This window comes from Sphaerotilus hippei (assembly GCF_003201595.1).
Taxonomy (GTDB): Bacteria; Pseudomonadota; Gammaproteobacteria; order Burkholderiales; family Burkholderiaceae_C; genus Sphaerotilus; species Sphaerotilus hippei.
On record NZ_QJJS01000001.1, the window covers coordinates 214,988 to 241,404 of the forward strand.

General features: G+C 72.7%; 19 protein-coding genes. 9 read left to right on the forward strand and 10 right to left on the reverse strand.

Annotated elements, in window-relative coordinates; genetic code table 11:
• The first annotated feature begins 71 nt into the window (after positions 1 to 71).
• Positions 72 to 2,447 carry a putative bifunctional diguanylate cyclase/phosphodiesterase gene (locus C7444_RS01080; protein WP_110398967.1) on the forward strand — a complete coding sequence of 792 codons (2,376 nt, stop codon included), beginning with the start codon at positions 72 to 74 and terminating at the stop codon, positions 2,445 to 2,447.
• Positions 2,448 to 2,474: 27 nt separating this feature from the next.
• Here C7444_RS01080 and C7444_RS01085 read toward each other — a convergent pair whose 3' ends face one another.
• The 3 genes from C7444_RS01085 to C7444_RS01095 form a co-directional block, all read right to left on the reverse strand.
• Complete coding sequence (locus tag C7444_RS01085) at positions 2,475 to 4,475, reverse strand: tetratricopeptide repeat-containing protein (protein WP_110398968.1); 2,001 nt, start codon at positions 4,473 to 4,475, stop codon at positions 2,475 to 2,477.
• An 83-nt stretch (positions 4,476 to 4,558) separates the two neighbouring features.
• Positions 4,559 to 6,337, reverse strand: a complete 1,779-nt coding sequence (locus C7444_RS01090; protein WP_110398969.1) for a toll/interleukin-1 receptor domain-containing protein — start codon at positions 6,335 to 6,337, stop codon at positions 4,559 to 4,561.
• An 83-nt stretch (positions 6,338 to 6,420) separates the two neighbouring features.
• A complete protein-coding gene (locus tag C7444_RS01095) occupies positions 6,421 to 7,407 on the reverse strand; it encodes a metallophosphoesterase family protein (RefSeq protein WP_110398970.1) in 987 nt (328 codons plus the stop codon).
• A gap of 87 nt (positions 7,408 to 7,494) precedes the next feature.
• On the opposite strand from C7444_RS01095, the gene C7444_RS01100 reads away from it, so the two are divergent.
• Positions 7,495 to 8,622: an aminotransferase class V-fold PLP-dependent enzyme gene (locus tag C7444_RS01100; RefSeq protein WP_110398971.1), complete on the forward strand. Its 1,128-nt coding sequence runs from the start codon at positions 7,495 to 7,497 to the stop codon at positions 8,620 to 8,622.
• A gap of 94 nt (positions 8,623 to 8,716) precedes the next feature.
• Positions 8,717 to 10,396, forward strand: coding sequence for a magnesium transporter CorA family protein (locus C7444_RS01105; protein ID WP_110398972.1), 1,680 nt, complete (start codon positions 8,717 to 8,719; stop codon positions 10,394 to 10,396).
• A gap of 12 nt (positions 10,397 to 10,408) precedes the next feature.
• Here the strand turns inward: C7444_RS01105 and C7444_RS01110 are convergent, their stop codons facing one another.
• Genes C7444_RS01110 through C7444_RS01125 form a run of 4 tightly spaced genes read right to left on the reverse strand, consistent with a single transcriptional unit; the run spans position 10,409 to position 16,597 of the window.
• Entirely contained in the window at positions 10,409 to 11,404 is a 996-nt protein-coding gene (locus tag C7444_RS01110) for an LLM class flavin-dependent oxidoreductase (protein ID WP_110398973.1), read from the reverse strand.
• Between the two features lie 8 nt (positions 11,405 to 11,412).
• A complete protein-coding gene (locus C7444_RS20145; protein ID WP_170130584.1) occupies positions 11,413 to 12,267 on the reverse strand; it encodes a hypothetical protein in 855 nt (284 codons plus the stop codon).
• A 30-nt stretch (positions 12,268 to 12,297) separates the two neighbouring features.
• Positions 12,298 to 16,017, reverse strand: coding sequence for a hydantoinase B/oxoprolinase family protein (locus C7444_RS01120; protein ID WP_110398974.1), 3,720 nt, complete (start codon positions 16,015 to 16,017; stop codon positions 12,298 to 12,300).
• A gap of 37 nt (positions 16,018 to 16,054) precedes the next feature.
• A complete protein-coding gene (locus tag C7444_RS01125) occupies positions 16,055 to 16,597 on the reverse strand; it encodes a winged helix DNA-binding protein (protein ID WP_245909347.1) in 543 nt (180 codons plus the stop codon).
• Positions 16,598 to 16,884: 287 nt separating this feature from the next.
• Between C7444_RS01125 and C7444_RS01130 the strand changes: the two genes are divergently transcribed.
• From C7444_RS01130 to C7444_RS01140, 3 genes are read left to right on the forward strand one after another with little or no spacing between them, the layout of a single operon-like run.
• Complete coding sequence (locus C7444_RS01130) at positions 16,885 to 17,862, forward strand: TRAP transporter substrate-binding protein (RefSeq protein ID WP_110399153.1); 978 nt, start codon at positions 16,885 to 16,887, stop codon at positions 17,860 to 17,862.
• Between the two features lie 18 nt (positions 17,863 to 17,880).
• Positions 17,881 to 18,441 carry a TRAP transporter small permease subunit gene (locus tag C7444_RS01135; RefSeq protein ID WP_110398976.1) on the forward strand — a complete coding sequence of 187 codons (561 nt, stop codon included), beginning with the start codon at positions 17,881 to 17,883 and terminating at the stop codon, positions 18,439 to 18,441.
• A gap of 10 nt (positions 18,442 to 18,451) precedes the next feature.
• Positions 18,452 to 19,753: a TRAP transporter large permease gene (locus C7444_RS01140; RefSeq protein WP_110398977.1), complete on the forward strand. Its 1,302-nt coding sequence runs from the start codon at positions 18,452 to 18,454 to the stop codon at positions 19,751 to 19,753.
• Between the two features lie 81 nt (positions 19,754 to 19,834).
• Here the strand turns inward: C7444_RS01140 and phaP are convergent, their stop codons facing one another.
• The 3 genes from phaP to C7444_RS01155 form a co-directional block, all read right to left on the reverse strand.
• Complete coding sequence (phaP, locus tag C7444_RS01145) at positions 19,835 to 20,416, reverse strand: TIGR01841 family phasin (protein WP_110398978.1); 582 nt, start codon at positions 20,414 to 20,416, stop codon at positions 19,835 to 19,837.
• Between the two features lie 125 nt (positions 20,417 to 20,541).
• A complete protein-coding gene (locus C7444_RS01150) occupies positions 20,542 to 22,260 on the reverse strand; it encodes an AAA family ATPase (RefSeq protein WP_110398979.1) in 1,719 nt (572 codons plus the stop codon).
• Between the two features lie 100 nt (positions 22,261 to 22,360).
• On the reverse strand, positions 22,361 to 22,705 hold the full coding sequence (locus C7444_RS01155; RefSeq protein WP_110398980.1) for a hypothetical protein: 345 nt from the start codon (positions 22,703 to 22,705) through the stop codon (positions 22,361 to 22,363).
• Between the two features lie 99 nt (positions 22,706 to 22,804).
• Between C7444_RS01155 and trhO the strand changes: the two genes are divergently transcribed.
• From trhO to C7444_RS01170, 3 genes are read left to right on the forward strand one after another with little or no spacing between them, the layout of a single operon-like run.
• Entirely contained in the window at positions 22,805 to 23,635 is an 831-nt protein-coding gene (gene trhO, locus C7444_RS01160) for an oxygen-dependent tRNA uridine(34) hydroxylase TrhO (RefSeq protein ID WP_110398981.1), read from the forward strand.
• Between the two features lie 40 nt (positions 23,636 to 23,675).
• Positions 23,676 to 24,575, forward strand: coding sequence for a pseudouridine synthase (locus C7444_RS01165; RefSeq protein WP_245909348.1), 900 nt, complete (start codon positions 23,676 to 23,678; stop codon positions 24,573 to 24,575).
• Between the two features lie 30 nt (positions 24,576 to 24,605).
• Entirely contained in the window at positions 24,606 to 26,411 is a 1,806-nt protein-coding gene (locus tag C7444_RS01170; RefSeq protein WP_110399154.1) for a SulP family inorganic anion transporter, read from the forward strand.
• Positions 26,412 to 26,417 lie beyond the last annotated feature (6 nt).

Below are 26,417 nucleotides of genomic sequence, written 5' to 3' on the forward strand. Positions count from 1 at the left end.
GCATCACCACCTCGTGCGGGCCTGCCCGTGAATGGATCTCTGCCTTGTCTTCTTGCTGTCGCCGGTGGTTTGTGCTCCAGATCGAGCGTCTGCGCGCCTGCTGGACCATCCCGGGCGCGGACGCCGCGCTGGCGGGGCGCCTGCTGAGCCGGCAGGTCCAGAGCACCCCGGTCAGCCGATGGATCACCGAGGTGACGCTGGTCCTCGCGGCGGTGCTGCTCGCCGTGCTGGCCTGGCTCGACGGCTCGGGGCGGCCCTGGGCCCCGCTCTGGCTGACGGGGGTCGTGCTGACCTGCGTCGGCAAGGTCCGGCTGCGCTGGCTGGCGGCCTCGGGCCGTGGCCGTTCGCCCCGGCGCTCGATGAGGGCCTTGTCCGCTCACACCTTCTGCGTGGGGGCCGTGTTCTCCAGCTACCCGGCCTGGCTGTTCGTGCAGACGAACGACGGCCTGCGCATGGTCATCGCGGCGGTGGTGGCCGGGGCCATCTGCTCGGGGGCGCTGAATGCGGCCCGCATGCCGGTGTCGGGCCTGGCCTGGGTCGGCACGCTGACGGGGGTCTCCGGCCTGGCGCTGGCGGCCTCCGGTCGGGTGGTCGATGTCTGCCTGCTGGCGGCGCTGCTGGCTTATGCGGTCCTGCTGGTCTCGGACATGCTGCTGCTGTCCCGCCAGTTCGTCTCCCGCTGCCAGGCCGAGTTCGAGGCCGAGCGCCAGACGCAGATGGTCAGCCTGCTGCTCAGCGACGTCGAGGGCTCGTCGCGTGACTGGTTCTGGGAGTGCGACACCGCGGGTCGGCTGACCCATGCCTCCGCGCTGCTGCCCCAGCTGCTCGGCGTGCCGTCCGATCAGGTGCCGGGCCGTTCGCTGGTGACGCTGCTGCGGGGCGAGGCCCAGCCGCTCGAGATCGAGCGCCGCACGGCGCTGCAGCTGCTCGGGGAGCGCCTGGCCGGCCAGCGCCCTTTCCGCGAGCTGGTCGTGCCCCTGCAGGTGGCGGGGGAGCCGCAGTGGTGGGCGCTGAGCGGCAAGCCGCTGCTCGATGTCAGCGGGCGGCTCGTCGGCTGGCGGGGCGTGGGGGTCGACGTCTCGGCCGCCCGCCGTCACGAGCGTGACCTGCGGCGCCTGGCCGGCACCGACCCGCTGACCGGCCTGACCAACCGCCACGGCTTCAACCAGTTCCTCGACGGCTGTTTTGCCCCGCCCGATCCGGATGCCGGCGTGGGCCTGCTGACGCTGGACCTCGACGCCTTCAAGTCGGTCAACGATGCCCACGGCCACGGGGTGGGGGACCGGCTGCTGCACGCGGTCGCACAGCGCCTGCGGCCGCTGTGCGGCGCCGGTGAATGCCTGGCCCGGCTGGGGGGCGACGAGTACGCGCTGGTGGTGCCCGGCGAGGGTTCGTCCGCCCGGCTGATGGCGCGTGGCGAGGCGCTGCTGCAGGCCCTGCGCCTGCCGTTCAGCCTGGGCGACCTGCGCATCGAGGTGCGTGGCAGCATCGGGCTGGCCCGCACGTCGCTGCATGCCAGCGACGCACAGGGCCTGCAGCAGGCGGCGGACATGGCGCTCTACGCCGCCAAGGACCAGGGGCGCGACACGATCCGCCTGTACGACCACGAGATCGGCCAGCGGGCCTACAGCCGCGCGCGGCTGATCCGTGACCTGGCCGAGGCCCGGGAGTCCGGCCAGCTGAGGCTGGACTACCAGCCGGTGTTCGACGCCCGGACCGGCGAGGTCCAGTGTGCCGAGGCGCTGCTGCGCTGGCATCACCCGCAGCGTGGCCTGATGGCGCCGCTGTCCTTCATCTCGCTGGCCGAGGAGACCGGCCTGATCGTGCCCATCGGGGCCTGGGTGCTGCGGCAGGCCTGCAGCGACGCGATGGGCTGGCCGCAGCCGCTGAAGGTCGCGGTCAACCTGTCGGCCGTGCAGCTGCACAGCCGCGGGCTGGTCGACGAGGTCCGCCGCGTGCTGGCCGACACCGGCCTGCCCCCGCACCGCCTGGAGCTCGAGCTGACCGAATCGGCGCTGGTGCACGACGGTGAAGCGGTGGCCGACACCCTCGTCGCCCTGCACCGGCTGGGCGTGAGCCTGGCGCTGGACGACTTCGGCACCGGCTTCTCCTCGCTGTCCTACCTGCAGCGCTTCCGCTTCGACCGCCTCAAGATCGACCGTTCGTTCGTGCAGCCGCTGGCGGGCACGCCGAGCGCCGCGTCGATCGCGCTGGTGCGGGCCATCGTCGGCCTGGCCGATGCGCTGGGCATGCGCTGCACCGCCGAGGGCATCGAGCACGCCGAGCAGACCCGGTTGCTGCAGGGGCTGGGCTGCGGCGCGCTGCAGGGTTTCCTGCTGGCGCGGCCGATGCCGGCGTCGCAGGTGGGGGACTGCCGCGCAGGCGAGATGCCGCCGGGTGCCGACGAGCGGCAGACGGCCCCGCCCCGGCCGGTGGTGATGGCCTGAGCGGGACGTCGACCGCGGCGCGGGCGCTCAGGGGCCGGCGGGCAGCAGGTCGCGGGTGTCCACCCACCAGACCTCGCCGGTGCGCTGCTGCGCCTCGGCCATCAGGTGCTGCGTGCCCCCGGGGCCGTCGCCGCCGGCGCCGTTCCACAGGCAGATGAAACGCAGCTTGTCGGGGCCGTGGGCCAGGGCGGTGTTGAGCAGCCAGCGGTTGCCGCGCTCGAAGGGGTCGGTGCCCCGTGGTGGCGGGCCGAGGTCGGCCGGCATCATGCGCAGCGGGGTGCCGAGCCGCGGCTTGAGCGCCGCCCAGCGCTGGCGCCAGCGGGCGCCGTCGATGCTGGGCAGGATCGAGCGCTGCACGAACTCCGGCTCCTCCAGCGGCAGCATCACCTGGCAGCGCACGCCGCGGGCGACGCAGGCCTCGAGGAAGAGCAGGTCGCCCCCCGCGGCGGCCTGGCACAGCGCGAGGTCGGCCGGACCGGCGTCGTGGTGGGCCAGCGCGGCGTTCAGCCGGTCGGCGGCGGCGCCCTCCATCGCGGGCGGAAAACGCGGTTTCTCGCGGCCGGGCTGGTCCATCATGTGGCCGGAGAACAGCAGCACCTGGCGTGGCACGAAGGGCGGCTCGCTGCGCCGGATCTCGCGCTCGACGATGTCGAGCGCCAGGGTGGTCTCCGCCGGACGGAAGCCGAGGTCACGCAGCAGCAGCAGCGTCTGGCGCGAGGAGTCCAGCGCGAACCAGTCCTTGTCGGCGGCGGCGATGGCCGCTCTCCAGTCGCGGCCGACCGTGGCCGCATCGGCGCACAGCAGGCTCAGCTCGGCCCGCGAGGCACGGGCCCAGTAGTCCCTGGGCGAGCGCTCCAGCGTGCTGTCGATGGCCCAGCGCACGCCGCCCCGCAGCGCCTCGGTGTCCTCGGGGCGCACCGGGCCGCCCAGGTGCGCACGCATCACGGTCAGCGTCAGCGCGTTGATGCCGGAGTAGCAATGGCCCGGATCGGCCGCGAACGCGGTGCGGTAGGGCACGATGGCCTCCTCCAGCAGCGCATCCTCGCCGGTGGCCGCGGCCAGCAGCGCGGCGGGCTCGACCACGGTGCCGGCCCCGCCGCGGGGCCGCCAGCGCTCGACCCAGCTGTCCTTCTCGACCCGCCCGGCCAGCGCCCAGTTCTCCGCGTCACTGGCCGCGTCGCCGATCAGCGCATGGACCCAGCCGCGGGCCTCGTCGAACCGGTGCAGCCGCCCCAGGCAGATGGCCTTCTTCTGCCGGCTGGGGATGTCGCCGGGGTCGATGGCCAGCGCGGCCTCGAACTGCTCGAGCGCCAGCGCCGGCTGCTGCAGCTTCAGCAGGCTGGTGCCGGCGGTGATGCGGGCCTCCAGCGCCAGCGCCCGGGTCGGGGTCTCGTCGGCCAGCGTCAGGATGTCGCCCGGCTGGTTGCAGCGCCGTGCCAGCTCCAGGCGCTGGGCCCACTCCTTGTAGGCGTCGCTGAACTCGTTCGTGCCGCTGAGCAGCAGCTTCTTCCACTGCGGCTGCTGCAGATGGGGCAGCAGCGAGTAGACCGGGCTGACGAGCCGGCGGGTCGAGCTTTCCAGCGTCTCGCGGGCCATGGCGGTGAGCTGCTCGATGCAGGCGCCCCGGCGGGCCGGGTCGGGCACGCCATCGGGGGTCAGCGCATAACGCAGCTTGCGATCGGTGTAGACGTCGAAGGCCTGGGCCGACGTGCTGCCGTTGACGGTGCCGTACACCAGCACGACCCCGCGCATGCGCAGCGCGTGGCGCACGCCCAGCTCGTACCAGACGTTCGGGTTGGCGATCGTCAGGTCGGCCACCACCAGATCGGCGATCAGCAGCTCCTGGAACATGTCGGTGCGGATGTCGCCGGCCCGCAGTTCCTCGTCGGCCCGGAAGACCTCGAAGCCGGCGCGGGCCAGCGCCGGCGCCAGCAGCTCCTTGTGCACCCGGTCGAAGTTGATCAGGCCCTGGCCATCCGGTCCGGGCTTGAGGCCGAAAGGCATCGCGATGAAGGCGTGGGGCTTCATGGTCGGGTCCGCGGGGTCGTGCTGCGTGGTTCGTCCCGTCTGCGCAGGCAGCGGCGGGCGTCGGTCGAGGGCCGCGGCCGGCTTCAGGGGTCGTTGCCACAGCCGGCCACCGTGCGTCCGCCGGGGGCGCAGAGGGCGGCATCGAACCAGATCTCGTAGGTGTCGTTGTCCGGGCGGGCGTTGCGCAGCAGGGCCAGGCCGGCCGGCAGGCCGGCCACCTCGCCGAGGACACGCTGGTTCCAGCGCGCCAGGTCCGGATCGCTCGCGCCCTGGCTGCGCACCTCGGGGCGGGCGGGTGCACGGGCGGCGCCGGTGTTCTCGATCGCCGGGGTCCGGTAGCCGGCCCGGGCCAGGCGGCTCAGCAGCGCTTCGGCCACCGGTCGCTGGCGCTCGTGGGCGATCTGCACATAGGCCACCGGCCGCTCCCGCTGGCTGCGCTGCAGCGCACGCTCCAGGGCCTGCGACACCTCGCGCACCGCCGGGTCGTCCACCGGGGCCATGCCCTGCAGCAGCTGGCGCAGCGCGGGCTCCTGGCCGCGCAGGGTCGACGGGCTGGCGCGTCGCAGCAGGGCCGCCGCGGTGACCAGGCCTTCGCGCGTGGCGGCGTCGACCGGGGTCTGCTGCAGGGCCGACCGGGCCCGGGCGATCGCCGTGGGCAGGGCCTCCGCGGCCAGCGTGGCATCCAGCGTCAGCGCCGCACCGGCGGCCAGGCGGGCCTCGCGGTCGCGGCTGAAGAGGGCTTCGGCCCGCTGGCGGGCCTGTTCGGCGGCCGCGGCCGGGGCGGCGATGCGGGGCAGCTGCACGGCTGCAGCGGCGGCGGCGGTGATGCGCGGCGCGTCCGGCGGGGCCGATGCCGGCGTCCAGCCCGGTCGGGCGGCCGCCACCGGGGGCGGGGCGGCCGGTGGCTCGCTGGCCGGGAGGTCGGCCGGTGCGGTGCTGCGGGACAGCGCCGGGGCGGCATCCTGCAGCCGCAGCGCGCCCAGCTGCTGGCTGGCGACCAGGCGCTGGCTGGTGTCGAGCCGGGTCGGTTCGGCCCGGGCCAGCTCGAGCGCGGCGGCGAAGTGCTGCAGCGCGTCGCTGCGCAGGGCCTCGAGCACCTCGCCGGCCGGGGGGGGCGAGCCGCGCAGCATCAGCTGCACGTAGAGGTGGGCGAGGAAATAGTGGCCACGGGCCAGCGCCGGGTCGAGCGCCAGCGCGTCGGTGTAGGCCGACTGCGCGCCCTCGAGCTGCGGCGGCTGGGCGAAGTGCAGCTGCAGGGCCCGTTCGAGCCGCTCGCGGGCTTCCCGCCGTCCCTGTTCGTGCTGGCTGCGCTGCCAGCCCAGCCAGCCGGCGCTGCCGGCCAGACCGGCCACGCCGGCCGCGCCCAGGGTCGTCAGCAGACGGCGCCGGCGCCGGCGGGTGAGCGAGGCCTCGGGTCCGGCTCCACCGGGGCCGTGCGAGGTGTCGGCGCCGCTGCCGGGGCGCCGGGCCACTTCCAGCCGCTGCCGGATCTGCTCGATCAGGCGGGCGCAGGCCTCGTCGTCCGCATCCCCGTCCCAGTCCAGCAGGTCGAGCGTGTGCAGCGTGCCGAAGCCCAGCGGCAGCTGCACGTCCTCGATGCGCACCGGCAGCAGCTTGCCCTGTTCCCGCGCGCGGGTCGACTCGTCACGCACGAAGCCCGACAGCACCGAGGCGGTCGACCACAGCACCAGCACCACCGGGGCGATGCGCAGCTGGTACTCGATCTTGGTGGCGAAGTCCTCGCCGCCGGCGAGTTCGCGGTCCCACCACACGGACAGTCCGTGGGACTCCAGGGCATCGGCCAGCGCGTGCGCGGTGTCGCGGTCCTCGCGGGCGTAGCTGATGAAGATCTCGGTGTTCATCGCCAGGCTCCCCGGCGACGGCAGGACGGCCGGTCAGCCCCCTTTCGCGCCAGCGTCCAGCATAGTCCCCTGAACCGGAAATTTCATCTGCCTCGAATGCAGGGGGCGCCCGGCACCTCGATCACCTGGGTCGCCTCGAACCGGGCCTGCTCGCCCTTGCCGGCATAACCGAGCGGATTGGCCACGACCCGGCAGCGGCCGGTCGAGCCGTCGGGCCGCGGGCCCTCGGCGACGTAGTCGACCGGGCAGTGCAGGTGGCCGTGCAGCCACAGGTCGGCCAGCGGCAGCAGCTCGTCGAGCGCATTGCAGAAGCCGGCGGTGCCGGGCACCAGGCCGTAGCGGGGATCGGCGCTGCGCAGGCTGGGCGCGAAGTGGGTGACGACCACCGTCGGTCCGTCCGGATGGGGCGTCGCCAGCGCGGTGCGCAGCCAGGCCTGCGCGCGCAGCCCCAGCTCGCGCAGGTCCTCGGCCAGCATCGGCCGGCCGTCGGCCTGCAGCGTGGTGTTCTTGCCGAGGTAGAAGTTGGCGGCGCGGAAGGCCTTGTCCCGCTCGCGCAGCTGGCGCGTCAGCTCGCTGGTCGGATCGACCGCGGCCGTCTGCGCCGCGCGCAGCTCGCGGCGCACCGTCTTGCGGCTGGGCTGCCCGGACAGCGTGCCGCCCACCAGCCCCTGGGCCTTGAGCTGCAGGGCCGCCGCGGAGGCCAGGGCATCGAAGTCGGTCCACAGCGTGCTGCCGATGAAGCGCACGCCGTCGATCCGCACCACCTGCTCGTCGAGCCAGACGATGCCCAGGCGCTCGCAGGCCGAGCGCAGCCGCAGCCGGGTCACGCCGTGCTCGAGCGCGTCGTATTCGTGGTTGCCGGGCACGTAGAGCACCCGCTTCCAGCCCGCCCCCGGGCGCAGCGGCGAAAAGCGCCCGAGCCCGAAGTCCGCCTCGTTCATCAGCGCCGAGCCCGGCTGGTAGGAGCCGATGTCCCCGGCCAGCACCAGCAGGTCGACCCCCGGCGCGGGGCGGGCGACGAACCCGGGGCTGGATTCGAGGTGCAGGTCGGAGAGCAGTTGCAGGCGCATGGTCACGGCAGTCTAGTGGTCTGCGGCGCGGTGATAAGCTGAAACGGTCCGCTTGCCGAACCCACCCGATCCGATACGGAGCCCAAGATGCCCGCCCTGCTGCCCGACGTCGATCCCGACGGCCTGCTCGAATATTCGGTGGTCTACACCGACCGTGCGCTCAACCACATGTCGGCCCGCTTCCAGGGCGTGCTGAAGGACATCTCCAGCGTGCTGAAGGAGGTCTACGGCGCCCGCTCGGCCATCGTCGTGCCGGGCAGCGGCACCTTCGGCATGGAGGCGGTGGCGCGCCAGTTCGCCACCGACCGCCGCGTGCTGGTGATCCGCAACGGCTGGTTCAGCTACCGCTGGACGCAGATCTTCGACATGGGCCGCATCCCGGCCGCATCGACGGTGCTGAAGGCGCGCCGCATCGCCGACGAGCCGCAATCGCCGTTCGCTCCGGCGCCGCTCGACGAGGTGCTGGCCACCATCGCCGCGCAGCGCCCCGAGGTGGTGTTCGCGCCGCACGTCGAGACCGCCTCCGGCATGCTGCTGCCCGACGCCTACCTCCAGGCCGTGGCCGACGCGGTGCACGCGGTGGGCGGGCTGTTCGTGCTCGACTGCATCGCCTCGGGCACGGTCTGGGTCGACATGGCCGCCACCGGCGTCGACGTGATCGTCAGCGCGCCGCAGAAGGGCTGGAGCGGCCCGCCGTGCTGCGCCCTGGTGATGCTCGGCGAGCGCGCCCGCGCCGCCATCGACGCCACCACCAGCACCAGCTTCGCCTGCGACCTGAAGAAGTGGCTGCAGATCATGGAAACCTATGAAAGCGGCGCCGTGGCCTACCACGCCACCATGCCGACCGACGCGCTGGCGCAGCTGCGCGACGTGATGCTCGAGACCCGCGCCTACGGCTTCGCCAGGGTCAAGGCCGAGCAGATCGAGCTGGGACGCCAGGTGCGTGCGCTGCTGGCGCGCCAGGGTTTGCGCAGCGTGGCGGCGCCCGGTTTCGAGGCACCGGGCGTGGTGGTCAGCTACACCGACGATCCGCTGATCCACAACGGCCAGAAGTTCCGCGCCGAGGGTCTGCAGATCGCCGCCGGCGTGCCGCTGCAGTGCGACGAGCCGGCGGACTTCCGCACCTTCCGCATCGGCCTGTTCGGACTCGACAAGCTGCACCACGTCGAGCGCACGGTCGAATGCCTGGATCGGGCGCTGAGCCAGCTGGCCTGAGCGCGGCGCGGCCCCCGGGCCGTGACCTCCTGGCGGCCCCCTAGGGGACAACCTGCATGCCCATGGCGCCGGCCTGCCGCTCCAATCGGCAACCATGTCCTCCTGCACCGTGCGCCACTTTCACCAGAGCCTGCTCTGGCCCCTCCAGCTCATGCCGGGCGAGGGGGCCCGGCGCCTGGAGCCGCCCTGGCAGGTGCTGCTCCAGGCCGGCGGGCCGTGGCGCGAGGTGCACGACGAGTTCACCGGCGACCACCGCGATTTCCACGAGCGCCACTACAACGAGTTCGTCACCTTCCTGCCCTTCGTGCAGCGTTTCCTCTATGGCGACGGCACGGCGCGCGGCGCGCGGGGGCGCACCGGCGGCAGCTCGTCGATGCGGGTGCTGCGCCGCGACGACGTGCGGGCGGTGCGCCTGCAGCTGGCCGAGGGGGAGCCGGCCTTCGAGCTGCAGGTCGAGCAGGTCGACCTCTACTTCTTCCATGACGTCGACGTCATCCTGCTCCAGGTCGCGGTCCAGGGCCACGACCTGCCGCTGGCCCGCGTGCAGGAGCTGCTCTACCGCTTCGGCCGGGGGTATCCGCCGGGCTGGGACGGGCAGGGGCGCGGCCTGCACTGCCCCGCGGCGGTGGCCTGGCTGGACGCGGCCGGCCAGGCGCTGGCGGCATCGGACGCCGGTGACCGCGAGGCTTTCCTCGGTTTTGTCGGCCGCCACCGCGCGCCGCGCCTGGCGGCCCACTGGCGCTGGCTGCTGCAGCCGCTGATTCCCGATCACGAGGAAGAGGCCGGCGCGCTGCGCTTCCGGCAGATCGAATACCACCGCATGCCGGTCATGGCCTATCTGGCGCTGGACGAACCCGCCGCGCTGCAGCGCGCCGACTTCGTCCGGCTGGGCCTCGTGTCGGGCCAGGGGGACGGGGCCGAGGCGGCCGTGTCCACGGCCGATGACGACGACGCCTGGACGGGCGCGGGCGAGCTGCCGTTTGCCGAGCAGCACCTGGCCGACTTCGAGCAGCGCCACTGCTACGACCGCTTCTGGTGCCGCCGGGGCGCGGCACCGCAGACGCGCTACCTGTGCTGCGGCCATGCGCTGGTGGTGGTCGGCCGGGCCGATGCGGCCTTCTTCACCGATGCCGAGCGTGGGGTGCTGGCGCAGTTCCGTCACCAGCATTTCCTGCTCTTCCTGATCGCGCACTTCCAGAAGGCGGCGCTGCTGATGTTCTCCGACCGCCTGGTCGTGGCGCTGGACGCGCTCAGCATCGCCGACGCCGACTCGGTCAAGCGCTTCAAGCGGGCGGTGCGGGCGAACTTCGAGAACTTCCTGCGCTTCACCCACCGCTACTGGTTCCACGACATCTCCGAGCAGGTGCAGACGCGGGCGCTGCACCGCCTGTGCGTCGAGCACCTCGGCCTGGAGACGCTCTACCGCGAGGTGCGCGAGCGGGTCGGCGAGATGAACACCTACCTCGACACCGACAGCCTGCGCCGCCAGGCCAACACCGTCGTGCGGCTGACGGTGGTGACCATCGCCGGGCTGATCGGCACGCTGTCCACCGGCTTCCTCGGCATGAACCTGCTGGCCGAGGCCGAGGCGCCCTGGAGCCGGCGTGCCGCCATCTTCGGCTTCACGCTGCTGGCGGCCTTGCTGGTGACGGGCTACACCATCGTCAAGTCCAAGCGCCTGTCGGACTTTCTGGACGTGCTGTCCGACGAGCGCCTGAGCCTGGCGGAGAAGTTCGGCGCCTGGCGCTCGGTGTGGCGCCACGAGGGCGGCTGAGCCGCCGCGGCGTCAGTCGCGGCCGGGGGCGCAGGCCATCGCCAGCTCGTAGGAGCGCAGCCGCGCGTGGTGGTCGTGCATCGCTGCGGCGAGGATCAGCTCGTCCGCGCCGGTGCGCTCCACCAGCGCCTGCAGGCCGCGGCGCACCGTGCCGGGCGAGCCCACCACCGACACCGCCAGCATGCGTTCGACCTGATGCTGCTCGGCCGGGCTCCACAGCCCGTCCATGCGCTCCACCGGCCGGGGCAGCGGCCCGCGCCGGCCGCGGATCATGCCCAGGAAGCGCTGCTGGATCGACGTGAAGTGCCAGGCGGCCTGCTCGTCGGTGTCGGCGGCGATGACGTTGGCCGCCACCATCGCGTGCGGCCGCGCCCATTCGGCCGACGGCCGCCAGGTGCGGCGGTAGATCTCGAGCGCGTCCATCAGCAGGTCGGGCGCGAAGTGCGAGGCGAACGCGAAGGGCAGGCCCAGGTGAGCCGCCAGCTGGGCGCTGTAGAGGCTCGAGCCCAGCAGCCAGATCGGCACCTTCGTGCCGGTGCCGGGAATGGCCCGCACGCTGCGGTCCGGGCGGGCGTCACCGAGGTAGTCCTGCAGCTCGACCACGTCGCGCGGAAAGCTGTCCTCGCCGGCGCTGGCCAGGTGGTGGCGCAGCGCGCGGGCGGTCGCGCCGTCGGTGCCGGGCGCGCGGCCCAGACCCAGGTCGATGCGCCCGGGGTAGAGCGTGGCCAGCGTGCCGAACTGCTCGGCCACGACCAGCGGTGCGTGGTTGGGCAGCATCACCCCGCCCGAGCCGACCCGGATGCGCGTCGTGCCTCCGGCGATGTGGCCCACCAGCACGGCGGTGGCCGAGCAGGCCAGGCCGTCCATGTTGTGGTGCTCGGCGAGCCAGTAGCGCTGGTAGCCCAGGCGCTCGGCGTGGCGCGCCAGGTCCAGGGCGTGGTGCAGCGCGGTGGCAGCGTCGCTGCCTTCGGCGATGGGGGCGAGGTCGAGCACGGACAGCGGAGTCATGCATGCCATCATGCCGCGCCCTCGCGGCCGACGTGCGCGCACGGGTTTGGGCCGAGCCGGCGGGCCCCCGCGGCGGCCAGCACGGCCGCGGCCATGCCCAGCGGCCAGACCAGCGCGGGCGGCGCCCGGTCCAGGCCGAGCGCCATCACCGTCGTGTAGGCGACCATGCCGTGCAGGCCGCGTGCGAAGCCGGCCAGCAGGCGCACGGTGGCCAGCGCCCCATGGCGCGGCAGCGTGAAGCAGGGCAGCACGCTGCCGGCGATCGGCAGGGCCAGCAGCGCACCGCTGAAGGTGTCGGGCAGGCCCATCGGCGCGCCGGCCAGCACGGTGGCCGCCAGGGCGACCGCGGCGACGATGCGCAGCCCCAGCTCGCCGTTCGGGATGGCCACCGCCCCGGTGCTGGTGTCCACCCGGCCCGACCGGTGCAGCGCCTGCTGCAGGCGGTCGGCCTGCCGCTGCAGCCCCCACGTCGCCAGCGACGGCAGGCCCAGTGCCAGCAGCACGGCCGCCCCGACGGGCGGGCGCCAGGTCAGCAGCCCGGTGGCCAGCATGGCGAAGGCGAGGGTGGCTCCGGTCATGCAGCGTGGCCAGGACCCGCCCCGCTGCGCCAGGGCGGCAAACACCACGCTGTGCAGCAGCATCGCCGGCAGGCAGACCAGCGTGGCCGCGGCCATGGCCTGCGCCTGGGCCGCCCGGCCGTCGAGCAGCAGCAGCCCGAGCACCGGGCCGACCACCATGGGCAGGCCCGACAGCAGCCCGGCCATCGCATGGCCGCTGCGGCGGGCGGCCAGGCTGGCCAGCAGCAGCGCCGTGGCCACCAGCAGCAGCTTGAGGGCCAGGCCGGCGAGGGCGGCGCCGGTCATCGCTGGCCGCGCCCGGCGTGCGCCGCCACCTCAGCGGTCCTGCGGCGCGCCGCAGCCACCGCCGCCCGGGGTCTCGATCACGAAGACATCCCCGGCCTGCATCTGCACCTCGCCGAGGTGGCCCAGCACCTCGACCGTGCCGTCGCTGCGCTCGACGAGGTTGCGCCCGACCTGGCCCGGCCGGCCTCCGGCCAGGCCGAAGGCGCCGCTCAGCCGCCCGTTGCTGAGGATGGAGGCCGTCATCGGCTCGAGGAAACGCAGGCGGCGCGTGCCGCCGTGGCCCCCGCGCCAGCGGCCGGCCCCACCCGAGCCGGGCCGGATCTCGTAGCCCTCGAGCCGCACCGGGTAACGCCACTCCAGCACCTCCGGGTCGGTCAGCCGCGAATTGGTCATGTGGGTCTGCACGACGCTGGTGCCGTCGAAGCCGGGGCCGGCGCCCGAGCCGCCGGAGATGGTCTCGTAGTACTGGTGGCGCTCGTTGCCGAAGGTGAAGTTGTTCACCGTGCACTGGCTGGCCGCCATCACGCCCAGCGCACCCAGCAGCGCGTTGGTCACGCAGGTGGAGGTCTCGACATTGCCCGCGACCACCGCCGCCGGCGGCTCGGGCGCCAGCATGCAGCCGGTGGGGATGATGACCTGGAGCGGCTTCAGGCAGCCGGCGTTGAGCGGGATGTCGTCGTCCACCAGCGTGCGGAAGACGTAGAGCACCGCGGCCATCGTCACCGCCTTGGGGGCGTTGAAGTTGTTGGGCTGCAGCGCGCTGGTGCCGGTGAAGTCGATGGTCGCGCTGCGGGCGCTCGTGTCCACCCGCACGCTGACCTGGATGCGCGCGCCGTTGTCCAGCGGCAGCGTGAAGTCGCCGTCGTGCAGCGCCGTGATGACGCGGCGCACCGACTCCTCGGCGTTGTCCTGCACATGGCGCATGTAGGCGGTCACGGTGTCGCGGCCGAACTGCGCCACCATCGCCTGCAGCTCCTGCACGCCCTTGCCGTTGGCGGCCACCTGGGCCCGCAGGTCGGCCAGGTTCTGCGCCGGGTTGCGTGACGGATGGCGCCCGCCCTGCAGCAGCGCCATGATCGCGGCCTCGCGCAGCACCGGGCCGTCGGGGCCGGCCTCGATCAGCTTCACGTTGTCCAGCAGCACGCCCTCCTCGTCGATGTGGCGCGAGAACGGCGGCATCGAGCCGGGCGTGATGCCGCCGATGTCGGCGTGGTGGCCACGCGAGGCGACGTGGAAGGCCGGCCGCGGCTCGCCGTCGAGGAAGACCGGCGTGATCACGGTGACGTCGGGCAGGTGGGTGCCGCCGTGATAAGGGTCGTTGAGCACGAACACCTCGCCGGGCCGCATGTCCGGGTTGCGCTCGATGACGGTGCGGATCGACTCGCTCATCGAGCCCAGGTGCACCGGCATGTGCGGCGCGTTGGCGATCAGCTGGCCGGCCGGGTCGAACAGCGCGCAGCTGAAGTCCAGCCGCTCCTTGATGTTCACCGAGTGGGCGGTGTTCTGCAGCCGCAGGCCCATCTGCTCGGCGATGTTCATGAACAGGTTGTTGAACACCTCCAGCATCACCGGGTCGGCGGCCGTGCCGATGGCGTGGCGGGTCACGCGGGGGCGCACGCGCTGCAGCTCCAGCGCGCCCGAGGCGCTCAGGCGGGCGCACCAGCCGGGCTCGACCACGGTGGTGGCGTTGCGCTCGGCGATGACCGCCGGGCCGTGCACCACGGCCCCGGGCTGCAGGGCCTCGCGCCGGAACAGGCCGGCCTCGCGCCAGCCCGCCGGCTGCTCGTCGGCGTCGCAGTGCATCCGCACCCGGGTCAGCGGCGTCGCGGCATGCTCGATCGCCGGCGCCGCCGCCGCGCCCGGGTCGACCGACGCTCCCGCGGCGATCGCCTCCACCGACACGGCCTCGATCACCAGCGGCTTGCCCGGCATCAGGAAGGCGAAGCGCTGGCGGTAGGCCGACTCGAAACCGCCCTGCAGCGCCTCGATCAGCGTGTCGGTATCGGTGCCGCCGCGCGGCGGCAGCGGCACCGGCAGCGCGGTGTCGGTGCCCTGGTAGCGCAGGTGCAGCTGCTGGCGGTGCAGCACGTCGCCGGGCGCCACGCCCTGCTGCACCAGCTCCGCCGCGGCGGCGTCGGCCAGCGTGTCGGCCCGTTGCCGGGCCTGCTGCAGGCCGGCCTGGTCCAGCGTCTGCTCGACCGAGGCCTCGCGCAGGGCGATGCGGTCGGCCAGGCCCATGCCGTAGGCCGACAGCACCCCCGCCAGCGGATGGATGAACACGCGGCTCATGCCCAGGGCATCGGCCACGCCGCAGGCGTGCTGGCCGCCCGCGCCCCCGAAGCACTGCAGCGTGTAGCCGGTGACGTCGTAGCCTCGGGCCACCGAGATGCGCTTGATGGCATTGGCCATGCTGGTCACCGCGATCTGCAATGCCCCGGCGGCGACCTGCTCGGCGGTGGTGTCCCGGCCGCTCGCCAGGATCATGTCATGAGCCATTCTGGTGAAGCCCTGCACGACCGCGTCCCGGTCCAGCGGCTCGTCGGCCTTCGGACCGAAGACGGCCGGGAAGTGCGCCGGCTGCAGGCGCCCGAGCATCACGTTGGCATCGGTCACCGCGAGCGGGCCGCCGCGGCGGTAGCTGGCCGGCCCCGGATGGGCGCCGGCCGATTCGGGGCCGACCCGCAGGCGAGCGCCGTCGAAGCGGATGATCGAGCCGCCACCGGCGGCCACGGTGTGGATGCTCATCATCGGCGCGCGCACCCGCACCCCCGCCACCTGGGTGTCGAAGGCCCGCTCGAACTCGTCCTCGTCCTGCAGGCCGGCCGCGAAGTGGCTCACGTCGGTGGACGTGCCGCCCATGTCGAAGCCGATCACCTGGCGGTGGCCGGCGGCCCGGGCGGTGCGCACCATGCCGACGATGCCGCCGGCCGGGCCCGACAGGATCGCGTCCTTGCCGGCGAAGCGCCGCGCCTCGGTCAGCCCGCCCGAGCTCTGCATGAAGTACAGCGGCACGCCGGGCATCTGTGCGGCCACCTGGTCGACGTAGCGCCGCAGGATGGGGCTGAGGTAGGCGTCGACCACCGTGGTGTCGCCGCGCGCGACCAGCTTCATCATCGGGCTCACCTCGTGCGACACCGACACCTGGGTGTAGCCGATGGCGCGTGCCAGCGCGGCGGCGGCCTGTTCGTGCCCGGTGTGGCGCCAGCCGTGCATGAACACGATGGCGCAGGCCCGCAGGCCGTCGTCGTGGGCCGCCTGCAGCGCCAGGCGCAGCGCCGCCGCGTCGAGCGGGCGCACCACCTGGCCATCCGCGCCGATGCGCTCGTCGGCCTCGATCACGCGCTCGTGCAGCAGTTCGGGCAGCACGATGTGGCGGTCGAACAGGCGCGGCCGGTTCTGGTAGGCGATGCGCAGCGCATCGCGGAAGCCCCGGGTCGTCACCAGCAGCGTGCGCTCGCCCTTGCGCTCGAGCAGGGCGTTGGTCGCCACCGTCGTGCCCATCTTCACGCACTCGACCTGCGCCGTCGTGATCGGCTCGCCCGGCTGCAGCCCCAGCAGCCGCCGGATGCCCTCGACCGCCGCGTCACGGTAGTGCTCGGGGTTCTCGCTGAGCAGCTTGGCGGTCTCGAGCGTGCCGTCGGGGCGGCGCGCGACGATGTCGGTGAAGGTGCCGCCCCGGTCGACCCAGAACTGCCAGCGGGCAGGGGCGGTGCGGTCGGGCTCGGGCAGGTCGTCGCAGGCTCGGGTCATGGTGGGGTGCTCGTGGACGGGTTGCGGGGCAGGGGAGTCAGAGGGAGCTGGCGGCGCGGGCGGCCTGGTCGTAGAGCGCGGCCATCGAGCGCAGCAGGCGGGCCAGCTCACCGATGTCGCGGTTGAGCTCGGTGTCGAGCGCATCGATCAGGCAGCTCTCGCGCACCTCGCGGTAGCGCAGCGCCAGCGCCTCGCCCTCGGCCGTCGGGCTGTAGTAGACCTCCTTGCCGACCTTGTCGGTCTGCACCAGGCCGGCGGTGACCAGCTTGCGCAGCGCATAGGTCACCACGTGGGTGTCCTCGAAGTTCAGCACGAAGCAGATGTCGGCGAGCTTCTTGTTGCGTGCGCGGTGGTTGACGTGGTGCAGCAGCAGCACCTCGGTCGACGTCAGGTCGCTGCGGCCGGCGGCGGCCATGCAGCGCACCACCCAGCGCGAGAAGGCGTTCCATGACACCGTCATGCCGAATTCGAGCTCCGACAGCTCGACGCTTCGGGGCGAGACCAGGTGCGACGACGAGACGAAGTGGCTGCCGTCGGCTGGTGCATCGTGCACATCGGCAGCGCGTGCCGTGCGTCGCACGCTGGTGCGCTCCGCGGGGCCCGAGCGTGCGGTCCGGCTGGTCGACGGAAGAACGGGCTCATGGGGTGAGCCTGAGTTGACGAGGGGGCGTGCGGTTTTGATGGGCATGATCTTCTCTTCGAGGAGATGACGTTTTATCGACAATTTATTGAAATGGTCTCTCCACATCAAGCAACCCCGGGGCCAGCCCGGGCTCTGGCCGGCGTGGCCGCTGCGCAGGTCTGGCACGGCCGCTGCTTGGAAGGCAGCATCCAACCCGACCTTGTGAAGGAAGCCTGATGAAGACGATGCGTCGTTCCTGGATCCTCGCGCCGCTGGCGCTGGTGGCTGCACTGGGCGTCGCCCCGGCGCAGGCCCAGACCCGCTGGGACCTGCCCAGCGCCTACCCGCCGGCCAGCTTCCACGTCGAGAACATGACCCAGTTCGCCAGCGACGTCGACAAGGCGAGCGCCGGCAAGCTGAAGATCACCATCCACAGCAACGCTTCCCTGTTCAAGGCACCGGAGATCAAGCGTGCCGTGCAGGGTGGCCAGGCGCAGCTCGGCGAGATCCTGATGGTCAGCTTCGCCAACGAATGGCCGGTGTACGGCGTGGACGGCCTGCCCTTCCTGGCCGACAGCTACGACGAGGCCGCCCGCCTCTACAAGGCCCAGAAGCCCGAACTCGAGAAGAAGCTGGCCTCGCAGGGCATGATGCTGCTCTACAGCGTGCCGTGGCCGCCGCAGGGCATCTTCTCGCGCAAGCCGGTGGCCGCGACCGCCGACCTCAAGGGCACCAAGTGGCGTGCCTACAGCCCGGCGACCTCGCGCATCGGCGAGCTCGTGGGCGCCCAGCCCGTGACCGTGCAGCAGGCCGAGCTGAACCAGGCGCTGGCCACCGGGGTGGTCGACACCTTCATGACCTCCGGTGCGACCGGCTACGACGCCAAGGTCTTCGAGCAGGTCAAGCACTACACCGACACACAGGCCTGGCTGCCCAAGAACGCGCTGCTGATGAACCGGGCCGCCTACGACGCGCTCGACAAGCCGACCCAGGCCGCGCTGCTCAAGGCGGCGGCAGACGCCGAGGCACGTGGCTGGAAGCTCAGCGCGCAGAAGAACCTCGAGTACATCGAACTGCTGAAGAAGAACGGCATGCAGGTGACGGCCCCGACGCCGCAGCTCAAGGCCGAGATGAAGAAGATCGGCGACACGATGCTGACCGAGTGGCTCGGCAAGGCCGGCCCGGAGGGCAAGAGCGTGGTCGACCATTTCACCAAGCCCTGATCCCCTGAAAGGCGCACGATGAGTTCCGCAACGGGCATCGCCCTTCCTGCCGCGCCTGCGCGGGGTCTCGGCCGTCGTGCGCTCGACGGCCTCTATGAAGCGTCCATGGCGCTGGCGGCGCTGGCCATGATCGGGCTGCTGCTCATGGTGCTGCTGTCGGTGCTCGGCCGGCAGGTCGGCTGGAACGTGCCGGGGATCGATGCCCACGCGGGCTACCTGATGGCCGCCTGCGGTTTCCTGGCGCTGGCCGGCACGCTCAAGCGTGGCGAGCACATCCGCGTGACGCTGCTGCTCGGGACGCTGTCGGGCACGCCGCGCCGCGCCTTCGAGATCGGCTCGCTCGGTCTGGCCGCGCTGCTGGCGGCGCTGAGCGCCTTCTACGCCGGCCGCCTGGTCTGGCAGTCCTGGCTGTTCAACGACATCTCCACCGGCAACGACGCGACCCCGCTGTGGATCCCGCAGCTGGCGATGGTCGTCGGCACGGTGGTGCTGGCGATCGCCTTCATCGACGAGTTCATCCTCGAGTGCCGCGGGCTGCGGGCCGTGCCGCAGTCGGGCGAAGCCAGCCACAACGAATGAAGGAGTCGAGATGAACGATCTGGCAATCACCTCGCTGCTGGTGCTCACGCTGTTCCTGATCCTGGGCAGCGGCGTGTGGATCGGGCTGGCCCTGTCGGGCGTGGCCTGGATGGGCATGCAGCTCTTCTCGGCCCGCCCGGCCGGCGACGCGATGGCCGTGACCATCTGGGGCGCCTCGTCGAGCTGGACGCTGACGGCGCTGCCGCTGTTCATCTGGATGGGCGAGATCCTGTTCCGCACCCGGCTGAGCTCGGACATGTTCCGCGGCCTGGCACCGTGGATGCAATCGCTGCCCGGGCGACTGCTGCACATCAACGTGGTCGGCTGCGCCATCTTCGCGGCGGTGTCCGGCTCGAGCGCGGCCACCTGCGCGACGATCGGTCGCATGTCGCTGCCGGAGCTGCGCCGCCGCGGCTATCCCGAGGCCATCGCCGTGGGCTCGCTGGCCGGTGCCGGCACGCTGGGCCTGCTGATTCCGCCGTCGATCATCATGATCGTCTATGGCGTGGCGGCCGACGTCTCGATCGCGCAGCTGTTCATCGCCGGCATCATCCCCGGCCTCCTGCTGGCGGGGCTGTTCTCGGGCTACCTGATGCTGTGGGCGCTGCGTCATCCGGACGAGGTGCCTGCCGCCGACGTGCGCATGACCTTCCGCCAGAAGGTGGCCGAGTCGCGTCATCTGCTGCCGGTCATCGTGCTGATCGCCTCGGTGCTCGGCTCCATCTACAGCGGCATCGCCACCGCCACCGAAGCGGCCGCCGTCGGCGTGCTCGCCTCGCTGGTGCTGTCGGGGCTGCAGGGCTCGCTCGATCGGGACAGCTTCGTGGCCGCGCTGCTCGGTGGCGTGCGCACCTACTGCATGATCGCGCTGATCCTCGCCGGCGCGGCCTTCCTCACGCTGTCGATGGGCTACATCGGCCTGCCGCGCCACCTGGCCGAGTGGATCGGCTCGCTCGGCCTGCCGCAGTGGCAGCTCATCGTCGCGCTGATGGGCTTCTTCATCGTGCTGGGCTGTTTCCTCGACGGCATCTCGATGGTGGTGCTGACGATGGGCGTGCTGCTGCCGACGATCCAGAAGGCCGGCATCGATCCGCTGTGGTTCGGCATCTTCGTGGTGCTGGTGGTCGAGATGGCGCAGATCACGCCGCCGGTGGGCTTCAACCTGTTCGTGCTGCAGGGCATGACCGGGCGCGAGGTCGGCTGGATCGCCCGCGTGACGCTGCCGTTCTTCTTCGTGATGGTGCTGGCCGTGGCCCTGATCTGGCTGGTGCCCGAACTGGTCACCTGGCTGCCCATGCGCATGCGCGGCTGAGGCGGACGAAAAAAAGCCCGGCAGGGGCCGGGCTTTCGAGGCACGGCGGGCGCCGTGCCGAGCGGACGGGCCGCTCGGGACTCAGCTGGCGCGCTTGGTGGCGGCGGCAGCGGTCTTCTTGACGGCGTCCGCAGCGGCCTTGGCCGAGGTCTCGGCGTTGGCGGCCAGGGTCTTGAAGTTGGCTTCGGCGGTGGTGGCGGCCTGCTTGGCGGCCTTCTGCACGCTCTCGAAGGCCGTGCTGGCGTTGGCCATGGCGGTCTTCATCATGGCGGTGGCGCTTTCGCTGCCGGCCGGGGCGTTCTTGACGGCGTCGTCCATCAGGGTCTTGAACTGGGCCTGCACGTTCTGGATCTGCGTCTCGGCCAGCTTGGTGACTTCAGCTTGCGTCGAGGCGGCGATGTCGGCGACCTGGCGGCCATAGGCCAGCGCCTTTTCCTGTGCCGGCTGGATCAGGCTGGCCTGCAGGTCCAGCAGGCCCTTGGCGTCCTTCACGCCCATGGCGGCCTTGGCCTTCTCGGCGGTGTCTTCCAGCGTCGAGCGGGCGGCCTGCAGGTTCAGTTCGACCAGGGCTTCGAAGCCCTTGAAGGTCTGCTGGGTCAGCGCGACCAGGGATTCGAGCTGGGCCTTGTTGGCGGCGGCGAGTTGTTCAGGGGTCAGGGACATGTGGAGCTCCGGTTGGATGGTGTTGACAGCGTGATTCGGGCGGTGCTTTTGTTGCACTGCAGCATGACTTCAGTATAGGGGCGTACCAGCGCTTTGCAAGGGTGCATGCTGCACTGCAGCAAAGTCTAGGGGCGACACTCTATTTCGCGGCCCTGCGCCGCGGCCTCGAGCGCCGCCGCGACGCGTTCGATCCAGGGGGAGTGGCCGTGCGCGGAAAGCACCAGCGTGTCCGTGCAGCGGGTCAGCGCCATGCCCAGCACCCGCAGGGTGTCGTCGGGGGTGTCGTCCTGCTGCGCCAGCGCCTGCAGGCCGGCGACCAGGACCAGGCCGGCTTCCAGGCCGCGTGCGGCGGCCATCGTCATCAGCTTCAGGCTGGGCGCGTTCCAGTCGAACTGGCGCCAGCCGGGCGAGGCCATCGACTGCACCGCCACGCCCCGCTGCTGCAGCGCGTGTTCGATCGGGCGCATCAGGTAAGGCGCGCGGCACAGCACCAGCATGTCCTGCACGGGCCGGCCGGCCTCGCGGGCGGCCAGCACCCGTGCGGCGATCAGCTCGGCCTCGTGGGTGCCGTGGCGGGCGAGCATCAGCTCGGGCACGGGCACGGGCACGGGCACGCCAGTGACGATCGGCCGGGGGGCGCCGGTCAGCTGCCGCAGCAGCGCCTGCACCCCGGCGGGGCTGCGCAGCGGGCGCTCGAGCGTGAGCGCCTCGGCCTGGCTGCGCAGGTCGCTGTCGTCGAGCAGCCCGCGGCGACGCCGGCGCAGCGTCGCCGGCAGGGTCTGCGCCTCGTCGCAGAACAGCAGCAGGTGCGGGCGCGACGGCTCGGTCAGCCGCGCGACGGTGCGCAGCCAGGCGGGCTCGAAGTCCTGGGCCTCGTCGATCAGCACGGCCGCGTGGCGGCCCGAAGGCATGCGGCCCGATTCGAGCGCCCGCTCGACCGTGCGGGCCAGCGCGGCGAAATACTCGTCGCCATGGGCGGTGGCGGGCACGTCGAGCCGGTGCTGGCGCACCATGTCCTGGCACCAGTCGTGGAAGGTGCGCACCACGAGACCGGCTGCCGCCGGTGTCGTGCCCAGCAGCAGGCTCAGGCGGTCGGCCAGGAAACGGTTCAGGCACAGCACGAGCACCGGCGACCCGGCCGTGGCGGCGAGCTGCCGTGCACGGGCCAGCAGCAGGCGGGTCTTGCCCGAGCCGGCCGGCCCGTGCACGAGCCGCACGCCGTCGTCGAGCCGGTGCAGGATCGCCTCCAGCGCCCCGTCCAGCGTGCGCGGCGAGGCGGGCGGGCCGTCCAGTCGATGCGTCGGGAACAGGTGGCCCCGCAGGCGGTCCAGGCCGTCGGCGTCGAGCGTGTGCGGATAGTGCACGGTGTAGAGGCCGTGCAGCCGGCGCTCGAAGGTGCGGGGCTCGAGTTCCGGTGCCAGGTCGTCGGCGTGCAGCAGGCGGTGCGGTGCGCAGCCGGGGAGCGGGGGCGTGGTGTCGTGGCCCCGAGGGCGCGGGCCGGGCATCACCAGGCCCCAGCCGCAGGGCGAGCGCAGCCGGCCGGCGAAGTGGCCGTCGGCGTGCACCAGCCGCGCATCGCCGGCCATCTGGCCGACCAGGGTCTGCAGCTGTTCGCGCACGATCGGTGGCCGGTCGGCCCCGGGCGCCATCACCTGCAGCAGCAGCACGCCCCAGCGCGGGCTGAGCACGACCAGGTCGACCGGCTGCGCCGCCTCGCCCACGGGCAGGTGGTGCCAGATCAGGTGCTGGTCATCGAGGCAGCGTCGAAGCTGGTGAAGGACGGGGCGCTCCTCGGCACGGCAGCGTGCCTCGAGGCGCTCGAATCCTTGCGGAAACTGGGCCATGGCTGATCGTTTTCCCCGTGCCGGACGGGCCGGCACGGTCCCGCAGGGCGGGACAAAAATGAAAAAACGTTCACCTTACCACCGGAACCACCCGGCCCGGTCAGCGGGTGTCGGCGGGCCGCAGCGGCGCACGCGCCTGGGCGATGGCCTGCAGCGCCGCATGTTCGCTGCGCAGCGAGTCCTCGAGCGGCGAGCGGCACAGCCCGGCATGGGCGTAGTGCAGGTTCTCGTAGAGCTCGGCCGTGGCCGGGTGGGTGTCGAGCACCACCTGCAGCACGGGGCCGGGTTCGGCGGTTTCCAGGGCCTTGCCCAGGCGCTGCATCAGCAGCCGGTACTGGTCGATGCCGGCGCCGGTCGGGTCACGATCCAGGCGCTCGAACAACTGGGCGAGCGAGATCAGGTTCTGCATCCTGGCACTGGGGCGCAGGGTCTTGGCGGTCGACATGGATGAATGCTCCTTGATACAGCCTTGTGCATCTGTCACACGATCGGATGTCGGGGTGGGGCTCCCGACTTCAAGAGCGCGGGCGGCGAGAATCGGGGCATGACCGACACCCTGCTGCACAGCTCGTTCTACCGATTTGTCCCGTTGACCGATCCCTCTGCCGTGGTGAGCACGCTGCGCGAGCGCAGCGCGGGGGTGCTGGGCAGCATCATCGTCGCGGCGGAGGGCCTCAGCGGGGTCGTTGCCGGGACACCGGCGGCGGTCGAGGCCTTCGAGCAGATGCTGCTCCATGATCCTGTTTTCGGCGGGGCGCTGGCCGGCTTGAGCTTCAAGCGCAGTCGCTGCGTGACCCCGCCGTTCGCCCGGCTGGCGGTGCACCTCAAGCCGGAGCTGGTCGCCTACGGCCAGCCGGGGGTCAGCGGTGCGCCCGACGCGGCCACCCACCTGAGTCCGGCGCAGTGGCGCGAGCTGCTGGCCCGTGACGACGTGGTGCTGATCGACAACCGCAACAGCTTCGAGTTCCGGCTGGGGCATTTCCGCGGCGCGGTCGACCCCGGGGTCGACAACTTCCGCGACTTCGCCGCCTGGCTGCACGAGCAGATGCCGGACTGGCAGGCGCAGGGCCGCACGGTGGCGATGTACTGCACCGGTGGCATCCGCTGCGAGAAGATCGGCCCCTGGCTGCGCGAGCGTGGCCTGCCGCTGCTGCAGCTCGACGGCGGCATCCTCAACTACCTGCAGAGCCTGCCCGATGCCGAGCGGGAGTGGCAGGGCGAGTGTTTCGTGTTCGACAACCGCATCGCGCTGGATGCCCGCCTGCAGGAGACGGCGACCACCGCCGAGCAGGTCTACGACCCGGCGCGGCCCGACGAGGCCTGGCGCCTGGAGCGCGCCCGCCGGCTCGACGACAGCGTGGCCGCGCGCGACTGAGCCGCCGATGGCCCGCCCGCGTCCTGCCTGGAGTCCGCCGATGCGCGACGGTGTCGGCGCCAGCCGGGTGTCGGTGCCCGCGGGCAGCTGGCCCGACCTGGCCAGCTTCCTGGCCGAGCGGCTCGACGCGGTCAGCCTCGATGGCTGGCGCCAGCGCCTGGCGCGCGGCGACGTGCTCGATGCCGACGGCCGGCCCCTGCCGGCCGATGCGCCGTGCCGGGCACACCAGACGCTCTGGTACTGGCGCCAGCTCGACGCGCCCGAGCCGCTCATCCCCTTCGAGCACGAACTGCTGCACCACGATGCCCGCCTGCTGGCCGTCGACAAGCCGCATTTCCTGCCGATGACCCCCAAGGGCCGCCATCTGCAGCAGACCCTGCTGGTGCGGCTCAAGCGCCAGCTCGGCCTGGAGACGCTGGTGCCCATCCACCGCCTCGACCGCGAGACCGCGGGCGTGGTGCTGTTCTCGGTCGACCCGGCCACCCGCCCGGCCTACCAGGCGCTGTTCCGCGAGCGCCAGGTGGTCAAGGTCTACGAGGCGATCGCGCCCTGGCGGGCCGACCTGCCGCTGCCGCTCGAGCGCAGCAGCCGCCTCGAGCAGCGCACCGACGCCTTCATGCAGATGCAGGAGCTGCCCGGCGAGCCCAACGCCCACACCCGCATCGAGCTGATCGAGCGCCTGGGCGGCGAGCCCGACCGGGCCCGGTACCGCCTGTGGCCGCACACCGGCCGCAAGCACCAGCTGCGGGCCCAGCTCAGTGCGCTGGGCCTGCCCATCGAGGGCGACCGCATCTACCCGCAGCTGCAGCCCGAGCCATCACCGTCGGCCGAGCCCGACTGGTCCGGACCGCTGCAGCTGCTGGCGCGTGCCATCGAGTTCACCGACCCGGTCAGCGGCGAGCGGCGGCGGTTCGAGAGCCGGCGCACGCTGTCCCCCTGAGCCGGGGCGGGTGCCAGAATGGGCTCGACCATGCGCCCCGATCCTGCTGCCCGAGCCGACTTCATCGTGCCCCCGCCCGCCGCGGCCTGGCGGCGCTGGCTGCCGGGCCTGGCGCGGCTGGTGGCCTGCCGGCTCGACGGCCTGCGCCATGACCTGGTGGCCGGCGTGGTCCTGACCGCCGTGCTGGTGCCGGTCGGCCTGGGTTATGCCCAGGCGTGCGGGCTGCCGGTGATCCACGGCCTGTATGCGTCGATCGCGGCGCTGGTCGCCTATGCCGCGTTCGGCCCGAGCCGCTACCTGATCCAGGGGCCGGACTCGTCGCTGACGGCGCTGATCGTCGCCAGCACCGTGCCGCTGGTGGCCGCCTCGGGGGTCCCGGCCGCGCCCCTGGCCGCGCTGCTGGCGCTGCTGGCCGGGGCGCTGTGCGCGCTGGCGGGGCGGCTGCGCCTGGGCCTGGTCACCGACCTGCTGTCGCGGCCGATCCGCCAGGGGTATCTGCACGGCATCGTGCTGACCGTGCTGGCGGGCCAGCTGCCGCGCCTGCTCGGGGTGCCGACCGACGGCAGCAGCCTGCTGTCCGCGCTGGCGCACCTGGCGAGCCAGCTGCTGCAGGGCCGGGTGCACGGGCCGACCCTCACGCTCGGCCTGGGCACGCTGGCGGTGATCCTGCTGCTGCGCCGCCGGTGGCCGGCGCTGCCGGGGGTGCTGATTGCCCTGGTCGCCGCCACGCTGCTGATCGAAGGCCTGGGCGGGCCGGGCGCGTCCGGCGTGGCCGTGGTCGGGGCGCTGCCGCAGGGGCTGCCGTCGCTGGCCTGGCCGCCGCTGACACCCGCCCTGCTGTCGCAGCTGCTGCCGGGGGCGGTGGCGATCGCGCTGGTGGCGTCGGCCGACACCAGCGTGCTGTCGCGCACCTATGCCGCGCGCACCGGCGATGCGGTCGACAGCAACCAGGAGCTGATCGCGCTCGGGGCGGCCAACCTCGCGGCCGGGCTGTTCCAGGGCTTTCCGGTCAGCGCCAGCGCCTCGCGCACGCCGGTGGCCGAGGCGGCCGGCGCCCGCTCGCCGCTGACCGGGCTGGTCGGTGCGGCCTGCATCGCCGGGCTGCTGCTGTGGGCGCCCGGGCTGATCGCGGCGCTGCCGCAGGCGGCGCTGGCCGCGGTGGTCATCGCCGCCTGCCTGTCGCTGGTCGACCTGCCCGGCTGGCAGCGGCTGCACCGGCAGCGCCGCAGCGAATGGGTGCAGGCGCTGGTGGCGCTGGGCGGGGTCGCGCTGTTCGGCGTGGTCAGCGGCATCTTCATGGCCGTCGGGCTGGCGCTGATGATGTTCGTCTGGCGCGCCTGGCGGCCGCACGACGCGGTGCTGGGCCGGGTCGACGGCCTGAAGGGCTACCACGACATCACCCGCCACCCCGAGGCCCGCCGCATCGACGGGCTGGTGCTGTTCCGCTGGGATGCGCCGCTGTTCTTCGCCAACGCGGAGGTGTTCCGCGAGCGGGTGCTGCAGGTGCTCGACCAGGCCCCGACCCCGCCCGCGTGGCTGGTGGTGCTGGCCGAGCCGGTCACCGACATCGACACCACCGCCGCCGAGATGCTGCTCGCGCTCGACGCGCGGCTGAAGGCCGCGGGCGTGCACCTGTGCTTCGCGGAGATGAAGGGCCCCGTCAAGGACCGGCTGCGCCACTACGGCCTGTACGGCCACTTCGAGCGGCAGGGCTTCTTCCCGACGGTGGGGCAGGCGGTCTCCAGCTACCTGAAGGCCACCGGCGTGCCGTGGCACGACTGGGACGAACACCCCGCCGGGCCGCCGCGCGGGGGCGCCGAACCCTGCCGCGACTGAGCCGGT

What these genes read in the sequence shown, in the direction of transcription:
- C7444_RS01130 (WP_110399153.1), top strand. Translation starts at nt 16,885, where the DNA reads ATGCGTCGTTCCTGGATCCTCGCGCCGCTGGCGCTGGTGGCTGCACTG.
- phaP (WP_110398978.1), bottom strand. Translation starts at nt 20,416, where the DNA reads ATGTCCCTGACCCCTGAACAACTCGCCGCCGCCAACAAGGCCCAGCTC.
- C7444_RS01110 (WP_110398973.1), bottom strand. Translation starts at nt 11,404, where the DNA reads ATGACTCCGCTGTCCGTGCTCGACCTCGCCCCCATCGCCGAAGGCAGC.
- C7444_RS01135 (WP_110398976.1), top strand. Translation starts at nt 17,881, where the DNA reads ATGAGTTCCGCAACGGGCATCGCCCTTCCTGCCGCGCCTGCGCGGGGT.
- C7444_RS01100 (WP_110398971.1), top strand. Translation starts at nt 7,495, where the DNA reads ATGCCCGCCCTGCTGCCCGACGTCGATCCCGACGGCCTGCTCGAATAT.
- C7444_RS01140 (WP_110398977.1), top strand. Translation starts at nt 18,452, where the DNA reads ATGAACGATCTGGCAATCACCTCGCTGCTGGTGCTCACGCTGTTCCTG.
- C7444_RS01150 (WP_110398979.1), bottom strand. Translation starts at nt 22,260, where the DNA reads ATGGCCCAGTTTCCGCAAGGATTCGAGCGCCTCGAGGCACGCTGCCGT.
- C7444_RS01120 (WP_110398974.1), bottom strand. Translation starts at nt 16,017, where the DNA reads ATGACCCGAGCCTGCGACGACCTGCCCGAGCCCGACCGCACCGCCCCT.
- C7444_RS01155 (WP_110398980.1), bottom strand. Translation starts at nt 22,705, where the DNA reads ATGTCGACCGCCAAGACCCTGCGCCCCAGTGCCAGGATGCAGAACCTG.
- C7444_RS01165 (WP_245909348.1), top strand. Translation starts at nt 23,676, where the DNA reads ATGCGCGACGGTGTCGGCGCCAGCCGGGTGTCGGTGCCCGCGGGCAGC.
- trhO (WP_110398981.1), top strand. Translation starts at nt 22,805, where the DNA reads ATGACCGACACCCTGCTGCACAGCTCGTTCTACCGATTTGTCCCGTTG.
- C7444_RS01085 (WP_110398968.1), bottom strand. Translation starts at nt 4,475, where the DNA reads ATGAAGCCCCACGCCTTCATCGCGATGCCTTTCGGCCTCAAGCCCGGA.
- C7444_RS01170 (WP_110399154.1), top strand. Translation starts at nt 24,606, where the DNA reads ATGCGCCCCGATCCTGCTGCCCGAGCCGACTTCATCGTGCCCCCGCCC.
- C7444_RS01090 (WP_110398969.1), bottom strand. Translation starts at nt 6,337, where the DNA reads ATGAACACCGAGATCTTCATCAGCTACGCCCGCGAGGACCGCGACACC.
- C7444_RS01095 (WP_110398970.1), bottom strand. Translation starts at nt 7,407, where the DNA reads ATGCGCCTGCAACTGCTCTCCGACCTGCACCTCGAATCCAGCCCCGGG.
- C7444_RS01105 (WP_110398972.1), top strand. Translation starts at nt 8,717, where the DNA reads ATGTCCTCCTGCACCGTGCGCCACTTTCACCAGAGCCTGCTCTGGCCC.
- C7444_RS20145 (WP_170130584.1), bottom strand. Translation starts at nt 12,267, where the DNA reads ATGACCGGCGCCGCCCTCGCCGGCCTGGCCCTCAAGCTGCTGCTGGTG.